The 17,590-nt window shown below is 66.9% G+C and carries 16 protein-coding genes; 10 read left to right on the forward strand and 6 right to left on the reverse strand.

Annotation, left to right across the window (positions count from 1 at the left end; translation table 11 throughout):
• Positions 1 to 1,672 (reverse strand): N-acyl-D-amino-acid deacylase family protein (locus BST14_RS19885; protein ID WP_083066094.1); only part of this gene is annotated, 1,672 nt, incomplete at its 3' end.
• Positions 1,673 to 1,755: 83 nt separating this feature from the next.
• Between BST14_RS19885 and BST14_RS19890 the strand changes: the two genes are divergently transcribed.
• Positions 1,756 to 2,274 (forward strand): mycothiol transferase, encoded by a 519-nt coding sequence (locus BST14_RS19890; RefSeq protein ID WP_083066095.1) that lies wholly within the window; start codon positions 1,756 to 1,758, stop codon positions 2,272 to 2,274.
• Between the two features lie 10 nt (positions 2,275 to 2,284).
• On the forward strand, positions 2,285 to 3,130 hold the full coding sequence (locus BST14_RS19895) for a hypothetical protein (protein WP_083066096.1): 846 nt from the start codon (positions 2,285 to 2,287) through the stop codon (positions 3,128 to 3,130).
• 16 nt (positions 3,131 to 3,146) lie between these two features.
• Here BST14_RS19895 and BST14_RS19900 read toward each other — a convergent pair whose 3' ends face one another.
• Positions 3,147 to 4,883 (reverse strand): cytochrome c biogenesis protein DipZ, encoded by a 1,737-nt coding sequence (locus BST14_RS19900; protein ID WP_083066097.1) that lies wholly within the window; start codon positions 4,881 to 4,883, stop codon positions 3,147 to 3,149.
• A gap of 121 nt (positions 4,884 to 5,004) precedes the next feature.
• Here BST14_RS19900 and BST14_RS19905 point away from each other — a divergent pair, with 121 nt between their 5' ends.
• The 3 genes from BST14_RS19905 (at position 5,005) to BST14_RS19915 (ending at position 9,241) form a co-directional block, all read left to right on the forward strand.
• A complete protein-coding gene (locus BST14_RS19905; protein WP_142279510.1) occupies positions 5,005 to 5,691 on the forward strand; it encodes a TetR/AcrR family transcriptional regulator in 687 nt (228 codons plus the stop codon).
• Positions 5,692 to 5,765: 74 nt separating this feature from the next.
• The gene (locus BST14_RS19910) at positions 5,766 to 6,314 is read left to right on the forward strand and encodes an MmpS family transport accessory protein (RefSeq protein WP_083066099.1); all 549 of its coding nucleotides are present in this window, start codon (positions 5,766 to 5,768) and stop codon (positions 6,312 to 6,314) included.
• Entirely contained in the window at positions 6,311 to 9,241 is a 2,931-nt protein-coding gene (locus BST14_RS19915; protein WP_083066100.1) for an MMPL/RND family transporter, read from the forward strand. Before BST14_RS19910 ends, BST14_RS19915 begins: the two co-directional genes overlap by 4 nt.
• A 94-nt stretch (positions 9,242 to 9,335) precedes the next feature.
• Here BST14_RS19915 and BST14_RS19920 read toward each other — a convergent pair whose 3' ends face one another.
• The 4 genes from BST14_RS19920 to BST14_RS19935 form a co-directional block, all read right to left on the reverse strand.
• Positions 9,336 to 9,839 (reverse strand): DUF5078 domain-containing protein, encoded by a 504-nt coding sequence (locus tag BST14_RS19920; RefSeq protein WP_083066101.1) that lies wholly within the window; start codon positions 9,837 to 9,839, stop codon positions 9,336 to 9,338.
• A gap of 79 nt (positions 9,840 to 9,918) precedes the next feature.
• Entirely contained in the window at positions 9,919 to 10,830 is a 912-nt protein-coding gene (locus BST14_RS19925) for a crotonase/enoyl-CoA hydratase family protein (protein ID WP_083066102.1), read from the reverse strand.
• Between the two features lie 6 nt (positions 10,831 to 10,836).
• Complete coding sequence (locus BST14_RS19930; RefSeq protein WP_066868448.1) at positions 10,837 to 11,148, reverse strand: hypothetical protein; 312 nt, start codon at positions 11,146 to 11,148, stop codon at positions 10,837 to 10,839.
• A 10-nt stretch (positions 11,149 to 11,158) separates the two neighbouring features.
• On the reverse strand, positions 11,159 to 13,192 hold the full coding sequence (locus BST14_RS19935) for a prolyl oligopeptidase family serine peptidase (protein ID WP_083066103.1): 2,034 nt from the start codon (positions 13,190 to 13,192) through the stop codon (positions 11,159 to 11,161).
• A 67-nt stretch (positions 13,193 to 13,259) separates the two neighbouring features.
• Between BST14_RS19935 and exaC the strand changes: the two genes are divergently transcribed.
• The 5 genes from exaC to lpdA are packed head-to-tail and all read left to right on the forward strand — an operon-like array spanning position 13,260 to position 17,590.
• Complete coding sequence (exaC, locus tag BST14_RS19940) at positions 13,260 to 14,783, forward strand: acetaldehyde dehydrogenase ExaC (protein WP_083066122.1); 1,524 nt, start codon at positions 13,260 to 13,262, stop codon at positions 14,781 to 14,783.
• On the forward strand, positions 14,783 to 15,268 hold the full coding sequence (locus BST14_RS19945; RefSeq protein ID WP_083066104.1) for a DUF779 domain-containing protein: 486 nt from the start codon (positions 14,783 to 14,785) through the stop codon (positions 15,266 to 15,268). Before exaC ends, BST14_RS19945 begins: the two co-directional genes overlap by 1 nt.
• Before the next feature lie 19 nt (positions 15,269 to 15,287).
• Positions 15,288 to 15,566: a putative holin gene (locus BST14_RS19950; protein WP_211280770.1), complete on the forward strand. Its 279-nt coding sequence runs from the start codon at positions 15,288 to 15,290 to the stop codon at positions 15,564 to 15,566.
• Positions 15,559 to 16,143 (forward strand): hypothetical protein, encoded by a 585-nt coding sequence (locus tag BST14_RS19955; RefSeq protein ID WP_083066106.1) that lies wholly within the window; start codon positions 15,559 to 15,561, stop codon positions 16,141 to 16,143. The genes BST14_RS19950 and BST14_RS19955 overlap by 8 nt, the downstream gene beginning before the upstream one ends.
• A 49-nt stretch (positions 16,144 to 16,192) precedes the next feature.
• The gene (lpdA, locus tag BST14_RS19960; protein WP_083066107.1) at positions 16,193 to 17,590 is read left to right on the forward strand and encodes a dihydrolipoyl dehydrogenase; all 1,398 of its coding nucleotides are present in this window, start codon (positions 16,193 to 16,195) and stop codon (positions 17,588 to 17,590) included.

The following is a 17,590-nucleotide window of genomic DNA, read 5'->3' on the forward strand; positions in this document are numbered from 1 at the left end:
GGGTGGGAACGCCGTTTTCGGCGATGACTTCGCCGGCCACGATCGTGGCGACATACCCCTCGGCGGTCTGGTCTAGGCGCCGCCCCCCGGCGGGCAGGTCGTAGCTGATCACCGGCTTGTGCAGCCGCAACGCGGCGTGGTCGATCACATTGAGATCGGCCTTGTAGCCCACCGCGATTCGGCCGCGATCACCCAGCCCGGCGACGCGGGCCGGCACCGAGGTGAGCTCGCGAACCGCCTCGGGCGCCGTGAACCGTCCGGTCTTGCGGTCCCGTGCCCAGTGCGTCAGGAAGTAGGTCGAGTAGCTTGCGTCGCAGATCATCCCGTAATGCGCGCCGCCGTCACCGAGACCGAGCACCACGTCGTCGCGGTGCAGCAGCTCGCCGACGGTGTCCAGCGAGTTGTTCTGCAGGTTGCTGGTCGCGACCAGCAGCATGGCCCGGCCTTCATCGTCGAGCAGCCGGTCGTACGCCTCTTCCATCGGGTCGACGCCGCGGGCGCGGGCGCGGGCGCCGATGCTGGTCGCTGGGTCGGGCTCGTAATCGGGGGTGTCGCCCAGCGGAAAGATCCAGTCCCACATCTGAGCGACGTACAGGATCGGGTGTCCCTGGCCGGGCTTGTCGGCCAGGATGCGGGCGCGGACCTCGGGCTTGCGCATCTCGGCGACCCGCTCGGCCAGCGGCAGGTGGGCGATCTCGCGGTAGCTGGGGTAGAGCACGAACGGGTTGGCCGTCAGCTGCAGGCCGATGATCAATCCGATCGGGCGGGGCAGCAGCTGCGCCGTGATGTCACCGCCGGCGGCGTTGGCCTTCTCGATCATCGTGATGGCGTCCGGCCAGGTGGGCTCGCCGGAGTTGGCGACGACGAGGGTGAAAGTGGCCGGCAGGCGTAAGTCTTCGGCGACGTCGAAAACCGTCTGCAGCACCGGCTGATAGCCGCCCGACGGGATGTCCGGGACGAACTGCAGCAGTCCGCCGCCGCCGTCGACGACCCCGCGCGCAATCTCTTCGATCTCCTCGCGGGCGGCGTCGTAACTCGGGATGGGCGAACCGCTTTCGGTCTTGTGGATGGTCAGCCGCGACGACGCGAAGCCCAGCGCGCCGGCCTCGATCGCCTCCTTCGCCAGCGCCCGCATCTTCGCGAGGTCGTCGGCGGTGGCCGGTTCGCGGTCGGCGCCGCGCTGGCCCATCACGTACACCCGCAGTGGCGAGTGCGGCAGATACGCCGCCACGTCGATGTCACGCTTGCCGGAGTCGAGCGCGTCCATGTATTCGGGGAACGTCTCCCAGGTCCACGGCAGGCCGTCGGTCATGACGACGCCGGGAATGTCTTCGACACCGGCCATCACGTCGACGAGCACGTCGTGGTCGGATTGACGGCACGGCGCGAAACCGACCCCGCAGTTGCCCATCACCACGGTCGTGACGCCGTGCGCGGAGGACGGCGTCAGGCGTTCCGACCAGATGGACTGGCCGTCGTAGTGGGTGTGCAGGTCGACGAAGCCGGGCGTGACCAGCAGGCCGGTGGCGTCGATCTCGCGCGCGGCGGCCTCGCCGTTAACGTTCCCGACCGCCGCGATGACGCCGTCTCGCACCGCCACGTCGCCAACGAACGGCTCAGCGCCCAACCCGTCGACGATGGTGCCGTTGCGGATGATGAGGTCGTAAGTCATCCAAACAATCTACGACCGTTGCGGTGGCTCGTGCCAGGATCTTCCCCGTGATCACTGCGCGGTGCTCCCGTAGTGTCACGGGCATGCCCAGCACCGACGATGCCGCCGTTTTGCAAGAGCTCCTGCGTGACGCGTTCACCCGGCTGATCGAACACGTCGACCAGATCACCGAGGGGCTGACCGACGAGGTGTCCGGCTACCGGCCGGCCCCGGACGCCAACAGCATCGCCTGGCTGCTGTGGCACAGCGCGCGGATCCAAGACCTCCAGCTCGCCGATGTCGCCGGCGTAGAGCAGGTGTGGTTCCGCGACGGCTGGGTGGACCGGTTCGGACTCGAACTGCCGCCCAACGACACCGGCTACGGGCACGGGCCCGACGACGTGGCCAAGGTGAAGGCGCCCGCAAACCTGCTCTCCGGGTATTACCACGCGGTGCATAAGCTCAGCCTCGAATACGTCGCGGGGGTGACCGCCGAGGAGCTGGCCCGCGTCGTGGACACCAACTGGGATCCCCCGGTGACGGCCAGCGCGCGATTGGTGAGCATCATCGACGACTGCGCCCAGCACCTCGGGCAGGCCGCGTACGTGCGGGGGATTGCGTAGATTCGCAGGCGTGCGATTCGCGGCGACCGTGCTGTTGTGGCTCATTGCCACGCTTGCGCTGGCGCTGGCGATTCCCGCGGCGTGGACGCAGCTACACGTCGTTGACGCCGACGGCTACGCCGCGATGGCGCAGCGCGCGGCGACCGATCCGGCCCTGCAGTCCGCCATGGCGGCCGAATTGACCTCTCGCGCAACGACCCTGGCCGCCGAGCGCGGCGGGGGCCGCTACCCGCTCGACAATTCCGAGGTACGCGAGGCGGCCGGCGCCTTCACCGCGGGCCCGGCCTTTCCGCCGCTGTTCGCCCGGGCGAACCGGGCGGCACACGGCTGGTTGTTCAGCGACCCGGCGGTCGCCGAGAACGGCAACCAGTGGGCGGTCGACGTGGCGCCGATGCTCAAGGATCCCTCGATTCAGCCGCTGCTCAGCGACCACAACGTGACAATCCCCGCGAAACTGACTGTCCCGCTGACGGTTTCGGTACCGCAATCGATGCGCCAGGGGCGGCTGAGCCCGCTGGCCACCTGGGGTCCGTGGGTGAGCGTCGGGGTGGCGGCGCTGTGCGGTGTCTGCGCGTTGCTCACACTGGCCGCCGCGCGCGGCCGCGGCAAGGCGCTGAGCAGCCTGGGCGTCTCGGCGCTGCTCGTCGGTGCGGCCGGGTGGGCGGGCATCGAGGTCGCCGCTCGTTACCTCAACGGCGCGCTCAACCACACCACCGGCAACGTCCGGGTGATCGCCGAGGTGATGGCCGGGCACGCCGAAGCCGGTCTGCGCCAATGGCTCAACGTCACGTTGCTTGCCGGTGCCGCCTTGGTCGCACTCGGCGTGATCGTTGCCATGGTCGGCAGCTTCACGTAGAGGTCGCAGCCGGCGGCTAGCCGAAGGTGAACGAAAACACCTGCAGTCCCTTGCTGACTCCCATGTCCAGCTGATCCCGATGGGCGGCGTCGTCAGCGACGATCCGGTGCAACGTGGGCGCTCCGCCGATCGGCGTCGTGGTGGTCTTGCCGTCCCGGGTCACCGTGAGGGTGCCGGTCCCGCCGACGACGGCGTAGACGTCTCTCGCGGTGTAGTTCAGCCGGATGGCGGACTCGTCGCCGTCGGCCGTGGCCCCCTGGTCGTCGAGCGTCCAGCGGCCGCGCAGGGCGAACTTGTCGTCGGCCAGGTTCGGCGGGTAGCTCAGCGTGGCGACGCCTTCCCGATAATCCCCGGTGCCGCCGTAATTTTTGGATTTACCGACACCCAGGTAGGTCTCGGGTGTGAGCCTGGTCTGCGGAGTCATGTCGGAGGAATTGGTCGGTGCGGGTAACCGGGCGCCGGGGTGGGCGTCGACGAGCAGCGCCCGGATCAGCTTCTCGGTGCCGTCGTAGTCGCCCTCGCCGAACTTGGTATGCCGCAGTTGCCCATTCGCGTCGATCAGGTACTCGGCGGGCCAGTACAGGTTCGAGAAGTTGTTCCACGTCGCGTAGTCGTTGTCCAGCGCGATGGGATAGGTGATGTGCAGGTCGGCGGCGCCGCTGGCCACATTGGCGGGTACCCGCTCGAAGGCGTACTCGGGGGTGTGCACCCCGATGACGAGGAGTCCGTCGTCGCGATAGCGGTTGTACCAATCGATTACGTGCGGGATGGCGCGCTGGCAATTGATGCACGAGTAGGCCCAGAAATCGATCAGGATCACCTTGCCGCGCACCGATTCGGAATCCAGCGGTTTGCCGTCGGGGGTGTTGAGCCACCCGGTGACGCCGGTGAGCGCGGGGGCCGGTCCGCACTGTTGCAGTTCGGCGGAGCCGCTGGAACAGTCGCTGGGCGCGCCGTCGGCGGCGGTGCCGGGCCGGCTCAGCTGCAGCCCGCCGCCCTGAGTCGACCGCTGTGCGGGGGCGGGACCCAGGCTGCGCTCGATGTCGTTGGCGCCCAACCTGTTCTGCATGGCCGTCGTGTAGTCGGGCACGGCGCGCTGCAGCATCGCCGGCAGGTTGAACACCAGCGCCACGGCCAGCACGATCATCGCTATCCCGCCGGCGGTCTGAATCGCGCGCTGCCGGCGGCGCAGCGCGGCCACCCGTTCGGCGACGCGCCGCCCGGCCAGCGCGAAGGCCAGTAGCGGCAGCGCGTTGCCGACGGCGAACGTGGCGGTCAGCACCAGCGCACCGGGACCGATCGACGAGGTGCCGCCGGCCACCACGATGGCGGCCAGCACCGGCCCCGCGCACGGCACATACAGGGCGCCCAGCGCCAGGCCCAGCCCGAAACCATTGGTGCCAGAACTTATTTGGCGCTGCGGGAAAGACGCGAACGGCCGCTCGAGCAGGTGCTGCACGGGCGGGAAGATCAAGCCCACGCCGATCAGCACCAGCACCACCAAGGCGGCCCACCGGATCGCGTCCTGCGGCAGATGCAGCGCCGTCAGCAGCGCGGAGCCGAGCAGTGTGGCCAGGCTGAAGCTGCACACCAGGCCCGCGATCACCAGGTAGGGTCGCGCGGCGGAACTCACGCCGCGGCGGCGCCCGCCGTCCATGCCGGACAAGAGCACGACCGGCAGTACCGGCAGGATGCACGGCGAGATACCGGTGATCAGGCCGCCGAGAAACCCGATCAGGGCGATGGTCTGCACGGTCTAGCCGGACGGGCGCGAAGGACGCCGGGCGATGAGCATGAATACACCTTTACCTGTTTTGCCGGCCGGCTGTGACCAGTCACAAGTCACGTAGCGTGCGTTATGCAAATCACACAACGTGCGTTACGCTCAATCGGTGGCGCAATTAACGTTCCAGCGCGCCCGCACCGAGGAAAAGAAGCGCCAACGTGCGGAGGCGCTTGTGGAAGCCGCACGCTCGCTGGCCATGGAAACGGGCGTCACGTCGGTCACCCTGACCGCGGTCGCCAGCCGCGCCGGAATTCACTATTCTGCGGTGCGCCGTTACTTCACCTCGCACAAGGAAGTCCTGCTGCATCTGTCCGCCGAGGGCTGGGTGCGATGGTCAAACACCGTGTCCGAGAAGCTGGCCGAGCCCGGCGCGAAGTCACCCTCGCGCATCGCCGAGACGCTGGCCGAAGCCCTGGCCGAGGACCCGCTGTTCTGTGACCTGCTGGCCAACCTGCACCTGCACCTCGAACACGAGGTGGACGCGGAACGCGTCATCGAGGTCAGGCGGATCAGCACCGCCGCCACCCTGTCGCTGGCGGATGCGATCGGCAACGCGCTGCCGGAACTCGGACGGTCGGGCTCGCTGGACATCCTGCTGGCCGCGTACTCGCTGGCGGCCACGCTGTGGCAGGTCGCGAACCCGCCGGAACAGCTGACCGACGTCTATGCCGAGGAGCCCGAAGTCGTTCCGCCCGAGTGGAATCTGGACTTCGCGTCAGCGCTCACCCGCCTGCTGACGGCCACGTGCATCGGGCTCATCTCGGCAGCCTCGTGAATACTCAGAAAGGGGGGCAAAGCGCTGTGGCTTGGCGAACTGCAACCGGTGGACGGGAAGGACTTGACGCGCCCATGACGACGACGGAGCCAAGGACGGAGCCGCTGAAAACGCAAGGCTCCGCCGGCGGCGAGGGCAACAACGTCGCCCCGCAGCGCGGCAAGAAAAAGGGGCTCTTTGGGCGTTTCTGGCTGGTGCTCACGATCGCAGCTGTTGTCGCGCTGTCGGGATTCGTCGTATACCGATTGCACGGCGTCTTCGGCGTTCACAAGGGTTCGTTCGGCGGTGGCACCTCGGGCGAGGTCCTCGACGAGTTCAACGCCAAGACGATCACGCTCCAGGTCTGGGGCCCACCGGGCAGCACGGCAACCATCAACTACCTCGACGAAAACTCCCACCCGCAGCAGGCCCTCAACGTGCCCTTGCCCTGGAGCAAAGTATTGAGTTCAACGAAGCCCGGCATCCCGGCAAACCTGGTGGCGCAGGGAGACGGCAGTTGGATCGCCTGCCAGTTCGTGGTGAACAAGCACGACGGGACCGGTGACGTCATCAAGGCTCCGAATCACTCGCCGTCCAACGAAATGGTCAATGCCATGGTCTACTGCCTGGACAAGTCCGCATGAGCGAGCCAGGCGAGGCTGCCCCGCGCGTCGATCAGCCCCTGATCCCGCCGTTCCTGCCGCGGATGATCCACCGGCTGGCGCTGCCGATCGTTCTGGTGTGGTTGGGCATCGTCTTCATCACCAACACCGTGGCCCCGCAGCTCGAGGTCGTCGCCAAAACCCACGCGGTGTCGATGAGTCCGACCGCCGCGCCATCCTTTCAGTCGATGATGCGGGTCGGATCGACGTTCAAAGAGTTCAACACCGACAACTCGGCCATGATCTTGCTGGAGGGCGACAAGCCACTCGGCGCCGAAGCGCACCACTACTACGACGAGATCGTCAGGCGCGTCGAGCAGGACAAGGACCACGTTCAGCACGTCCAGGATTTTTGGAGTGATCCGCTGACGGCGGCGGGTTCCCAGAGCCACGATCAAAAGGCCGCGTACGTCCAGGTTTATCTCGCCGGCAACATGGGCGGCGGGCTGGCGAACGAGTCCGCCGAGGCCGTCCGCAAGATCGTCAACTCGGTGCCCGCGCCGCCGGGAATCAAGGCTTACGTCACCGGCGCGGGTCCGCTGTTCGCCGATCAGTCCCACGCGGGCGAGAAGGGCGTGGCGAAGGTCACCATCGTCACTTTCGTGGTGATCGTGTTGATGCTGCTGTTCGTGTACCGGTCGGTGAGCACCGTTCTGATCATGCTGGCCATGGTGTTCATCGAGCTCGCGGCGGCCCGCGGTGTCGTCGCGACGCTCGGTAACTACGACGTCATGGGGTTGTCGACCTTCGCCAACAACATGCTGGTGCTGATGGCGATCGCCGCGGGCACGGATTACGCGATCTTCGTGGTGGGCCGCTATCAGGAGGCCCGCGGTCTGGGTGAGACCCGCGAACAAGCCTTCTACACGATGTTCCACAGCACCGCGCACGTCGTGCTGGGATCGGGCCTGACCATCGCCGGCGCGATGTACTGCCTGAGCTTCTGCCGGCTGCCGTACTTCCAGTCGCTGGGTGTGCCCTGCGCGGTCGGCATGCTGATCGCGGTGTTCGCGGCTTTGACGCTGGGTCCGGCGATGCTGACGGTGGCGTCATTCTTCAAGCTGATGGATCCGAAGCGCAAGCTGGCGACCCGGGGCTGGCGGCGCATGGGCACCGCGGTCGTCCGCTGGCCCGCACCGGTTCTCGCGGTGACGATCGGGGTGGCCCTCGTCGGTCTGCTCGCCCTGCCCGGTTATAAGACCGACTACGACAACCGCCACTTCCTGCCGGCCGACACCCCGGCCAACCTCGGATATGCCGCCGCGGACCGGCACTTCGACCAGGCTCGGCTCAACCCCGAGCTGTTGATGATCGAGACCGATCACGACCTGCGTAACCCGGCCGATTTCCTGGTCCTGGACAAGGTCGCCAAGGCGGTCTTCCACATCCCCGGTATCGGCCGGGTGCAGACCATCACCCGGCCGCTGGGCACGCCGCTCGATCACAGCACCCTCGGTTTTCAGATGGGCGCGCAAGCCGCAGGGCGGCTGCAGACCCAGCACTATCAGGAGGAGCAGGCGAGAAACCTGCTGAACCAGGCGGACGAGCTCAGGAAAACGATGGCAACGCTGCATGAGCAGATGCAGGTCACCCAGGATCTGAGCAACACCACACACGAAACCACCAGGCTCACCAAGGAAACCGTGCAGATCACCGAGAAACTGCGCGACGACATCGCGAACTTCGACGACTTCCTCCGGCCGATCCGCAGCTACTTCTACTGGGAGAAGCACTGTTACGACATCCCGGTCTGCTGGGCACTCCGGTCGGTCTTCAACGCGCTCGATGGCATCGACCAGGTGGCTGAGAACATCGTGAACCTCAGCGCGAACCTCGACAAGCTGGATCGGATCCAGCCGAAGCTGGTGGCGCTGATCCCGCCGCAGATCGAGAGCCAACAGCGCAACCTCGACACCATCATGTCGAACTATGCGATCACAAAGGGTCTCAACGACCAGGCGAAAGCGCAGGCCGACAACGCCACCGCCCAGGGCGATGCCTTCGACAAAGCGAAGAACGACGACACGTTCTACCTTCCGCCGGAGGCGTTCAAGAGCCCGGATTTCACGCGGGGTCTCAAGAATTTCATCTCGCCGAACGGGCACGCCGTCCGGCTGATCATCTCCCACGAAGGTGACCCGGCGACTCCTGAAGGCATCAACCACATCGAACCGATCAAGCAGGCCGTGCACGAGGCGATCAAGGGCACCCCCTGGGAGGGCGCCAAGGTCTACCTCGGCGGCACCGCCGCCACGTACAAGGACATGCACGACGGCTCCAACATCGACCTGTTGATCGCCGGAATCGCCGCAGCCACTTTGATTTTCATCATCATGCTGGTGATCACCCGAAGCGTCGTGGCGGCCTTCGTGATCGTCGGTACGGTGTTGCTGTCGCTGGGCGCCTCGTTCGGACTCTCCGTGCTCTTGTGGCAGTACATCCTGGGCCTGAAGTTGCACTGGATGGTGCTGGCGATGGCCGTCATCCTGCTGCTGGCGGTCGGCTCGGACTACAACCTGCTGCTTATATCGCGGTTCAAGGAGGAAATTTACGCCGGGCTCAAGACCGGGACGATCCGCGCGATGGCCGGTTCGGGCTCGGTGGTGACCTCCGCCGGTCTGGTGTTCGCCGCCACCATGGCCACGTTCGTCTTCAGCCCGCTGCTGGTGATGGCCCAGGTGGGCACGACGATCGCGCTGGGTCTGCTGTTCGACACCTTGATCGTGCGGTCGTTCATGACGCCGTCGCTGGCGACCTTGCTCGGGCGCTGGTTCTGGTGGCCGCAGCACGTGCGTCCCCGGCCGGCCAGCACCATGCTGCGACCGTACGGGGCGCGTCGCGCCGTGCGCGAGCTGATCCTCAAGGACGTCGAGGAGCACCCGCCGGGCGGCCTGGTACAGCCGCGCTGATCCTGCGCGGCGCAACGAATAAGGAGAGTCCCGCCGGCGCGGGAAGATGATGCCGGGACGACGCCGCGAATCGGTTCGGGGCGTCGTCAGCGCATTACTCCGCCCTACCCTTGACGGGCCCCGGCCACCCAGGAGGACCGGTTGGCTCAGCCCAGTCCCAGACCGCCATGTCGCCGGGTGGGTACTGGTTACAGATGTCGGTGGCCTTGGCCACCACGCCCTTGTTGTTCCAGAAGATCTTCATGTGGTTGGGCCAGGCCACCCACAGCGGATCGGACACGGGCGCGTAGAAGTTCTCGGAGTAGTTCCGGCGGTCCTGCGGCGACAGCGAGAAGAACCAGTGCGCCTTATCGATGGTGGCCTGCTGGACGTTGGGGTGGTTGTCGAAGTCGATCATGTAGCGCTGGTAGTACACCGGGCTGGTGTCCCGGGCGGCCGCCAGGATCTGCTCGGCGTCACACGTGGTGTTGATCATCCGGCGGGGGACGGGAAAGTCCTCCGTGGAGTCGGCTACCGCGGTCGACGGAAAGATCGCAGCGGTAACACCCAGAGCGAGGGACGCGGCGCCTGCACGCAGGCCAGTACTCAGCCGAGACATAGCAGTCACGGTAGCACTTTTTGGCCCTTCGGGGACAGTTCCCAGCTCACTGCCAGGACTTGGCTAGTGCACCTCAGTATCAGTCGTTATCAGCGACGATGACGTGGCTGGGATCGGGCCGCAGCTCGGGCGGGGCCTGACTGTAGTCGCCGAAGGGGCCGTCGCGGCGCTCGATCGCCGCCCGCACCCCGTCGGCCTCGGCGGTTTTGATGAAGGCCAGCGCGTCGGGGGTGTTGCGCATCAGGCCGTCGAGGATGCCGCCCAGTGTCTGGGTGGATGCCAGCCCCATGTTTTCGTACGCCTGGTTGACGACCAATTTCTGGGCCTGCAGCTGCGACAACGGGATCTGTGCCAGTTCGGCGGCGATTTCGGCGACCCGCGCCTCCAGCCGCTCGAAGGGCACCGCCTCGTTGATCAACTCGATCTCGGCGGCCTGCACGCCGGTCAGCGGCCGGCCGGTCAGCGAATGCCATTTCGCTTTGGCCAGGCTCAGCCGGTAGAGCCACATCCCGGTCAGATACGCCCCCCACATCCTGCTGTAGGGCGTGCCGATCACGGCGTCCTCGCTGGCGATGACGAGGTCGGCGCACAGCGCGTAGTCGCTGGCCCCGCCCATGCACCAGCCGTGCACCTGCGCGATCACCGGCTTGGATGCCCGCCAGATGGCCATGAATTTCTGGGTCGGCCCGGTCTCGCGGGCGGTGACCATCGCGAAATCCTTGCCCGGATCCCACCGCCCGTCGGTCATCATGGACTCGCCCCAGTGCTGGAATCCGCCGCCGAAGTCGTAGCCGCCGGAGAAAGCCCGCCCCGCACCGCGCAGCACGATGACCTTGATCGCCGGGTCGCGCTCGGCCAGGCCGATGGCGGCCTCGATCTCGTCGGGCATCGGCGGCACGATGGTGTTGAGCTGCTCCGGGCGGTTCAGCGTGATGGTGGCAACCGGGCCGGCCGTGTTGTACAGCAACGTCTCGAAGTCGCGGGTTCCCATGGCGTCCTATGGGTCGGGCTGACGGTTTTCCGGCGAGGACGCATAGATGCGCCCGCCGATCTTCAGATACGGCGTGGTGAGGTAGGCCGAGAAGGCGACGATCGCGGAGAACACCGCCGCCGCGAGCACACCGTTCGGCCAGAGTTGCCCGGTCCCGACCGCGAAGCAGACGATGCCGATGGCCGCGGTCGCCCAATAGAACCGCCGGCCGGCGCGGCGGTGCTTGACGAAGCGATAGCGCGCCTGCGCCGCGGAGGCCAGGATGAAGATCAGTCCGGTGGCCAGCAGCGTGAGTTCGATGCGTTGGATCGCTGACACGTCGACGATCCTATGGCCGGGCGAGCATTTGCCATAGGAAGGAGTAGGTCAGCGCGGACTTGAACGCCATCTGCTCGTTGTCCGCCGCGCCCGCGTGCCCGCCCTCGATGTTCTCGTAATAGAAGACTTGGTGACCGGCGGCCTGTAGCGCGGCCGTCATCTTGCGGGCGTGGCCCGGGTGCACCCGGTCATCGCGGGTGGAGGTGGTGATCAGCACCGGCGGGTAGCGACGCGTCGCCGAAATGTTCTGATACGGAGAATATTCGGAGATGAATGCCCAGTCATCGGGGTTATCGGGGTCGCCGTATTCGGCGACCCAGGAAGCGCCGGCCAGCAGCAGGTGGTAGCGCTTCATGTCCAGCAGGGGCACGCTGCACACCAGCGCGCCGAACCGCTCCGGGTACTGCGTCAGCATGATCCCCATCAGCAGGCCCCCGTTGCTGCCGCCCTGCGCCCCGAGCTGCTCCACGCCTGCGATGCCCCGATCCACCAAATCGGTTGCGACGGCGGCGAAATCCTCGGCCACCTTATGCCGGCCCTCCCGCATCGCCTGGGTGTGCCAGCCGGGGCCGTATTCGCCCCCGCCGCGAATGTTGGCCAGGACGTACGTGCCGCCGCGGGCCAGCCACAACCGGCCCAGCACGCCGCTGTAGCCCGGTGTGTTCGACGATTCGAAGCCGCCGTAGCCGTAGAGCAGGGTGGGCGCCGGCCCGTCGGAGACTCGGGGGCCGCCGGGCCGCACCACGAAGTAGGGGATCGACGTGCCGTCCTGCGACGTGGCGAAGTTCTGTGTCACCGAGATGTTTTCGGCATCGAAGAAGGCCGGCGCCGATTTGGTCTGCTCGAGCCGCCCATCGTCGGTTCCCCGCATCAGCCGCGATGGCGAGTCGAATCCGCTGGAGTCCAGGAAGAATTCGTTACCGGTGTCGTCGGCGGAGACGACGACGGTGTTGGTCGCGGCGGGAATGCCGGCCACCGGCTCGCGCCGCCAGTCACCGGGCCTGACGATCTCCACGCGGCTGGCCACGTCGGCCAGCGAGACGATCAGCAGCCGGTCCTGGGTCCACGCGTAGTGGTTGAGCGCGGTGTGCTCGTCGGGTTCGAACACCACCTGCAATTGCGCTGTGCCGACCAGGAATTCGTCGTAATTCGCGGCCAGCAGCGACCCGGCGGTGTAGGTGGCCCCGCCGCAGGACCAATTGCTGCGCAGCTCGATCAACAGCCACTCGCGGTGCAGGCTCACGCTGGCGTCGGTGGGCGCGTCGATGCGGATGAGTTCCGACCCGCGTAGCTCGTAGACCTCTTCGTTCCAGAAGTCCAGGGCCCGGGCGATCAGCGTGCGCTCGAACCCGGGGATCCGGCTGGCGCTCGCCACCACGTTGACGTCCGACCGAGACCCCTCGAAGACGGTCTCGGCCTCGGCGAGGGGGGTGCCGCGGCGCCACCGCTTGACCACCCGCGGATAGCCGGAATCGGTCAGCGAATCGCCGCCGAAGTCGGTACCGACCAGCACGGTGTCCGGATCGGCCCAGCTGACCTGCGACTTGGCCTCCGGCAGCTCGAACCCGCCGTCGACGAATTGCCTTGTCGTCATGTCGAATTCGCGCACGATGGAGGCGTCGGAGCCGCCCCGGGAAAGGCTGATCAACGCCCGGGTGTATTCCGGATAGATGACGCCGGCGCCGGCCCACACCCATTTCTGGCCGTCGGCCCGGCCCAGCTCGTCGACGTCGATCAGCACGTCCCAGTCCGGGGAGTCGCTGCGGTAGCTGTCCAGTGTGGTGCGCCGCCAGAGCCCGCGGGGGTTGGCCGCATCGCGCCAGAAGTTGTAAAGGTACTCGCCGCGGCGGACCACGTAGGGGATGCGGGCGTCGGTGTCGAGCACCTCGAGCGCCTCGATGCGCATCCGCTCGAAATTCTCGTCGCGAAAGCGCGCCAGCGTCGGCTCGTTACGCGCCCGCACCCAGTCCAGCGCGTCGGCACCGGTGACGTCCTCGAGCCACAGGTAAGGGTCATCGGCGTTCTCCGCGGGTTCACAGGTCATGAGTGCCATTGTGGCCCGGGCGGTAGTGTGAGTTGTGTTACACAAGGTCGACGAGGAGGCGGGGCAGATGACTGTTTTCGCACGTCCGGGTGCTGCCGGGGCGTTGATGTCGTACGAATCCAGGTACGAGAACTTCATCGGGGGCCAATGGGTGCCGCCGGTCAAGGGTCGCTATTTCGAAAACCCGACCCCGATCACCGGCCAGACGTTCTGCGAGGTAGCGCGCTCCGATGAGGCCGACATCGACCAGGCGCTCGATGCCGCGCACGCCGCCGCCCCGGGGTGGGGCAAGACGGCACCGGCGGAACGGGCGGCCATCCTGAACAAGATCGCGGACCGCATCGAGGAGCACACCGCCGCGCTGTCGGTGGCCGAGGTCTGGGACAACGGCAAGCCGATCCGTGAGGCGCTGGCCGCCGACATTCCGTTGGCCGCCGACCACTTCCGCTACTTCGCCGGGGCGCTGCGCGCGCAGGAGGGCTCGCTGAGCCAGATCGACGACGACACCGTGGCCTACCACTTCCACGAGCCGCTCGGTGTGGTCGGGCAGATCATCCCGTGGAACTTCCCCATCCTGATGGGTGCGTGGAAACTGGCGCCCGCGCTGGCGGCCGGCAACGCGGTGGTGCTCAAACCCGCTGAGCAAACACCGGTTTCGGTGCTGTACCTGATGTCGCTGATCGGCGACCTGCTACCGCCCGGAGTGGTCAACGTCGTCAACGGGTTCGGCGCCGAGGCCGGCAAGCCGCTGGCGTCGAGCAACCGCATCGCCAAGATCGCGTTCACCGGCGAGACCACCACCGGGCGGCTGATCATGCAGTACGCCTCGCAAAATCTCATCCCGGTCACCCTGGAACTCGGGGGCAAGAGCCCCAACATCTTCTTCTCCGACGTGATGGCCAAGGCCGACGACTACCAGGACAAGGCGTTGGAGGGCTTCACCATGTTCGCCCTCAACCAGGGCGAGGTGTGCACCTGCCCGTCGCGCAGCCTCGTTCAGGCCGACATCTACGACGAGTTCCTCGAGCTGGCCGCGATCCGCACCAAGGCGGTCCGCCAGGGTGATCCGCTGGACAGCGAGACCATGCTGGGCTCGCAGGCGTCCAACGACCAGTTAGAAAAGGTGTTGTCCTACATCGAGATCGGCAAGGACGAGGGCGCCAAGGTGATCACCGGCGGCGAACGCGCCGAGCTCGGCGGTGACCTGTCCGGCGGCTACTACATGCAGCCCACCATCTTCAGCGGCAACAACAAGATGCGGGTCTTCCAGGAGGAGATCTTCGGGCCGGTGGTCACGGTGACGTCGTTCGCCGATTACGACGACGCCATCTCGATCGCCAACGACACCCTGTACGGGCTGGGGGCCGGGGTGTGGAGCCGCGACGGCAACACCGCGTACCGGGCCGGGCGCGACATCCAGGCCGGCCGGGTGTGGGTGAACTGCTACCACGTCTATCCGGCCCACGCGGCGTTCGGTGGCTACAAGCAGTCCGGCATCGGCCGGGAGAACCACAAGATGATGCTCGACCACTACCAGCAGACCAAGAACCTGCTGGTGTCCTACTCGCAGCAGGCGCAGGGTTTCTTCTGATGGTTGCGCCCGCTCGGGTGGTCATCACCGCCGCGGCCGCCGAGGTGCTGGCGCGGCTGCAGGCCACGCACGGTCCGGTGATGTTTCACCAGTCCGGTGGTTGCTGCGACGGGTCATCGCCGATGTGTTATCCGCTCGGCGATTTCCTGGTCGGCGATCGCGACGTCTTGCTCGGCGTCCTCGATGTCGGGGAAGAAGGTGTGCCGGTGTGGATTTCGGGTCCGCAGTACACGGCCCACTATCGCGACAAGCACACCCAACTGGTCATCGACGTGGTGCCGGGCCGCGGGGGCGGGTTCAGCCTGGAGGCACCCGACGGCGTGCGGTTCCTGTCCCGCGGCCGCGCCTTCACCGACGACGAACGGGCTTCGTTGGCCGTCGCGGCGGTGATCACCGGCGCGGATTACCAACGCGGTGAACGCCCCGCGGCGCGCGGTGCGGTGGTGGCCGACGCGGCGTCGGGAAGCCGCCCCGCGCACCGGTAGCCGCAGTACAGTCGAGAAAGTGATTCCCCTCCCGCGTCCCTGGTTATTGGCCAGCGCCATGCTGATCGGCAGTGCGGTCGGAGGATTGGCGGGTGTGGCGTGCACCGTGGCGATTCACGCCGGCGTCCGCCCTGCCGGCGTCATCGCGTTGGTGGTCGCCATCCCCAGCGTCGCCGGGCTGGCCGCGATCCTGTTCTCCGGGCGCCGATGGGTCACGATGCTCGGGGCGTTCCTGCTGTCGGTGGCGCCCGGCTGGTTCGGTGTGCTCGTCGCGCTGCGGGTGACCGCCGGTGGTTGAGGACCAGGACGCTTCGAGCCCCGGCACCGAGGCGTTCGTGCCGGACTTCTCGGACGACGAAGGCGAAGCCGAGCACACCGGTACCCAATCCTGGGTCCCCGATTTCGATGACGACACCGGCGAGCACCCCGCGGTGTCCGAGCCGGAGCCTGACACCGCACCGGGGGCGGACGCGACGCCCGCGCCGGAGGCCGGTGAGCGGGAGTCGACCGAGCCGGTCGCGCCGGTACAACCGATCAACGTGCCGGGCCGGTATCTCTACCTCAAGTGGTGGAAGCTGGCCCTGGTGCTGCTGGGCGTGTGGTCCGCGGCGGCCGTCATCGGGGTGGGGCTGTTTTCTTGGTGGTACCACTCGGCCGACAAGACCGCGGCGTCGTTCGTGGTGCTGGTCTACGTGGTGGCGTGCACCGTCGGCGGGGTGATGTTGGCGATGACCGAAGGCCGGCCGCTGATCTCGGCGCTCTCGGTGGCGCTGATGTCCGCGCCGTTCGCCGCGCTGGTCGCCGCGGCGCCGGTGTACGGCTATTACCACTGCGAACGTGTGGGGCACTGTCTGGTCGGTGTGATTCCGTACTGACGGCTCGCCCGGGCGGTCGTCAGGGGGCGCGGCCAACTAGGGTGGGCTCGTGACTTCTCACTATGACGTCGTCGTCCTCGGGGCCGGCCCCGGCGGATATGTCGCAGCCGTTCGTGCCGCACAGCTGGGCCTGACCACCGCCGTGGTCGAACCGAAGTACTGGGGTGGCGTCTGCCTCAACGTCGGGTGCATCCCGTCCAAGGCGTTGCTGCGCAACGCCGAACTCGTCCATATCTTCACCAAAGAGGCCAAGACGTTCGGCATCAGTGGCGAGGCGACCTTCGACTACGGTGCCGCGTTTGACCGCAGCCGCAAGGTGGCCGAGGGTCGCGTCGCCGGCGTGCACTTCCTGATGAAGAAGAACAAGATCACCGAAATCCATGGCTACGGACGGTTTACCGATGCCAACACGATCTCGGTCGAGCTCAACGAGGGCGGCACGGAGAACGTCACCTTCGACAACGCCATCATCGCCACCGGCAGTAGCACGCGCCTGGTCCCCGGCACGTCGTTGTCGGCCAACGTGGTCACCTACGAGGAATTGATCCTGTCCCGCGAGCTGCCGGATTCGATCATCATCGCCGGGTGCGGCGCGATCGGCATGGAGTTCGGCTATGTCTTGAAGAACTACGGCGTCGACGTCACCGTCGTCGAGTTCCTGCCGCGCGCCCTGCCGAACGAGGACGCCGAGGTGTCCAAGGAGGTCGAGAGGCAGTTCAAGAAGCTGGGCATCAAAATTTTGACCAGCACCAAGGTCGAGTCGATCTCCGACAACGGTTCCGAAGTGACCGTGGTGGTCAGCAAGGACGGTAACGCGCAAGAACTCAAGGCCGCAAAGGTGTTGCAGGCCATTGGTTTTGCGCCCAATGTCGAGGGCTACGGTCTGGAGGCGGCCGGTGTGGCGCTCACCGACCGCAAAGCCATCGGAATCACCGACTACATGCGCACCAACATCGAGCACATCTACGCCATCGGCGACGTCACCGGAAAGCTGCAGCTGGCCCACGTCGCCGAGGCCCAGGGCGGGGTGGCCGCCGAAACCATCGCCGGCGCAGAGACTTTGGCGCTCGGTGACTACCGGATGATGCCGCGCGCGACGTTCTGCCAGCCCAACGTCGCCAGCTTCGGGCTCACCGAGGAACAGGCCCGCGACGAAGGCCACGACGTCGTGGTGGCCAAGTTCCCGTTCACCGCGAACGCCAAGGCCCACGGCGTGGGCGACCCGAGCGGGTTCGTCAAGCTGGTCGCCGACGCCAAATACGGTGAGCTGCTGGGCGGGCACCTGGTCGGCCACGACGTCTCCGAACTGCTGCCGGAGCTGACGCTGGCCCAGAAATGGGACCTGACCGCCACCGAGCTGGCCCGCAACGTGCACACCCACCCGACCATGTCCGAGGCGCTGCAGGAATGCTTCCACGGCCTGACCGGGCACATGATCAATTTCTGA

The organism is Mycobacterium arosiense ATCC BAA-1401 = DSM 45069 (assembly GCF_002086125.1).
GTDB lineage: Bacteria > Actinomycetota > Actinomycetes > Mycobacteriales > Mycobacteriaceae > Mycobacterium > Mycobacterium arosiense.

Bases quoted from the DNA above. Each gene is read 5' to 3' on its own strand.
- BST14_RS19890 (WP_083066095.1), top strand. From the start codon at position 1,756: ATGCCCAGCACCGACGATGCCGCCGTTTTGCAAGAGCTCCTGCGTGAC.
- BST14_RS19945 (WP_083066104.1), top strand. From the start codon at position 14,783: ATGGTTGCGCCCGCTCGGGTGGTCATCACCGCCGCGGCCGCCGAGGTG.
- BST14_RS19920 (WP_083066101.1), bottom strand. From the start codon at position 9,839: ATGTCTCGGCTGAGTACTGGCCTGCGTGCAGGCGCCGCGTCCCTCGCT.
- BST14_RS19915 (WP_083066100.1), top strand. From the start codon at position 6,311: ATGAGCGAGCCAGGCGAGGCTGCCCCGCGCGTCGATCAGCCCCTGATC.
- BST14_RS19935 (WP_083066103.1), bottom strand. From the start codon at position 13,192: ATGACCTGTGAACCCGCGGAGAACGCCGATGACCCTTACCTGTGGCTC.
- BST14_RS19910 (WP_083066099.1), top strand. From the start codon at position 5,766: ATGACGACGACGGAGCCAAGGACGGAGCCGCTGAAAACGCAAGGCTCC.
- exaC (WP_083066122.1), top strand. From the start codon at position 13,260: ATGACTGTTTTCGCACGTCCGGGTGCTGCCGGGGCGTTGATGTCGTAC.
- BST14_RS19925 (WP_083066102.1), bottom strand. From the start codon at position 10,830: ATGGGAACCCGCGACTTCGAGACGTTGCTGTACAACACGGCCGGCCCG.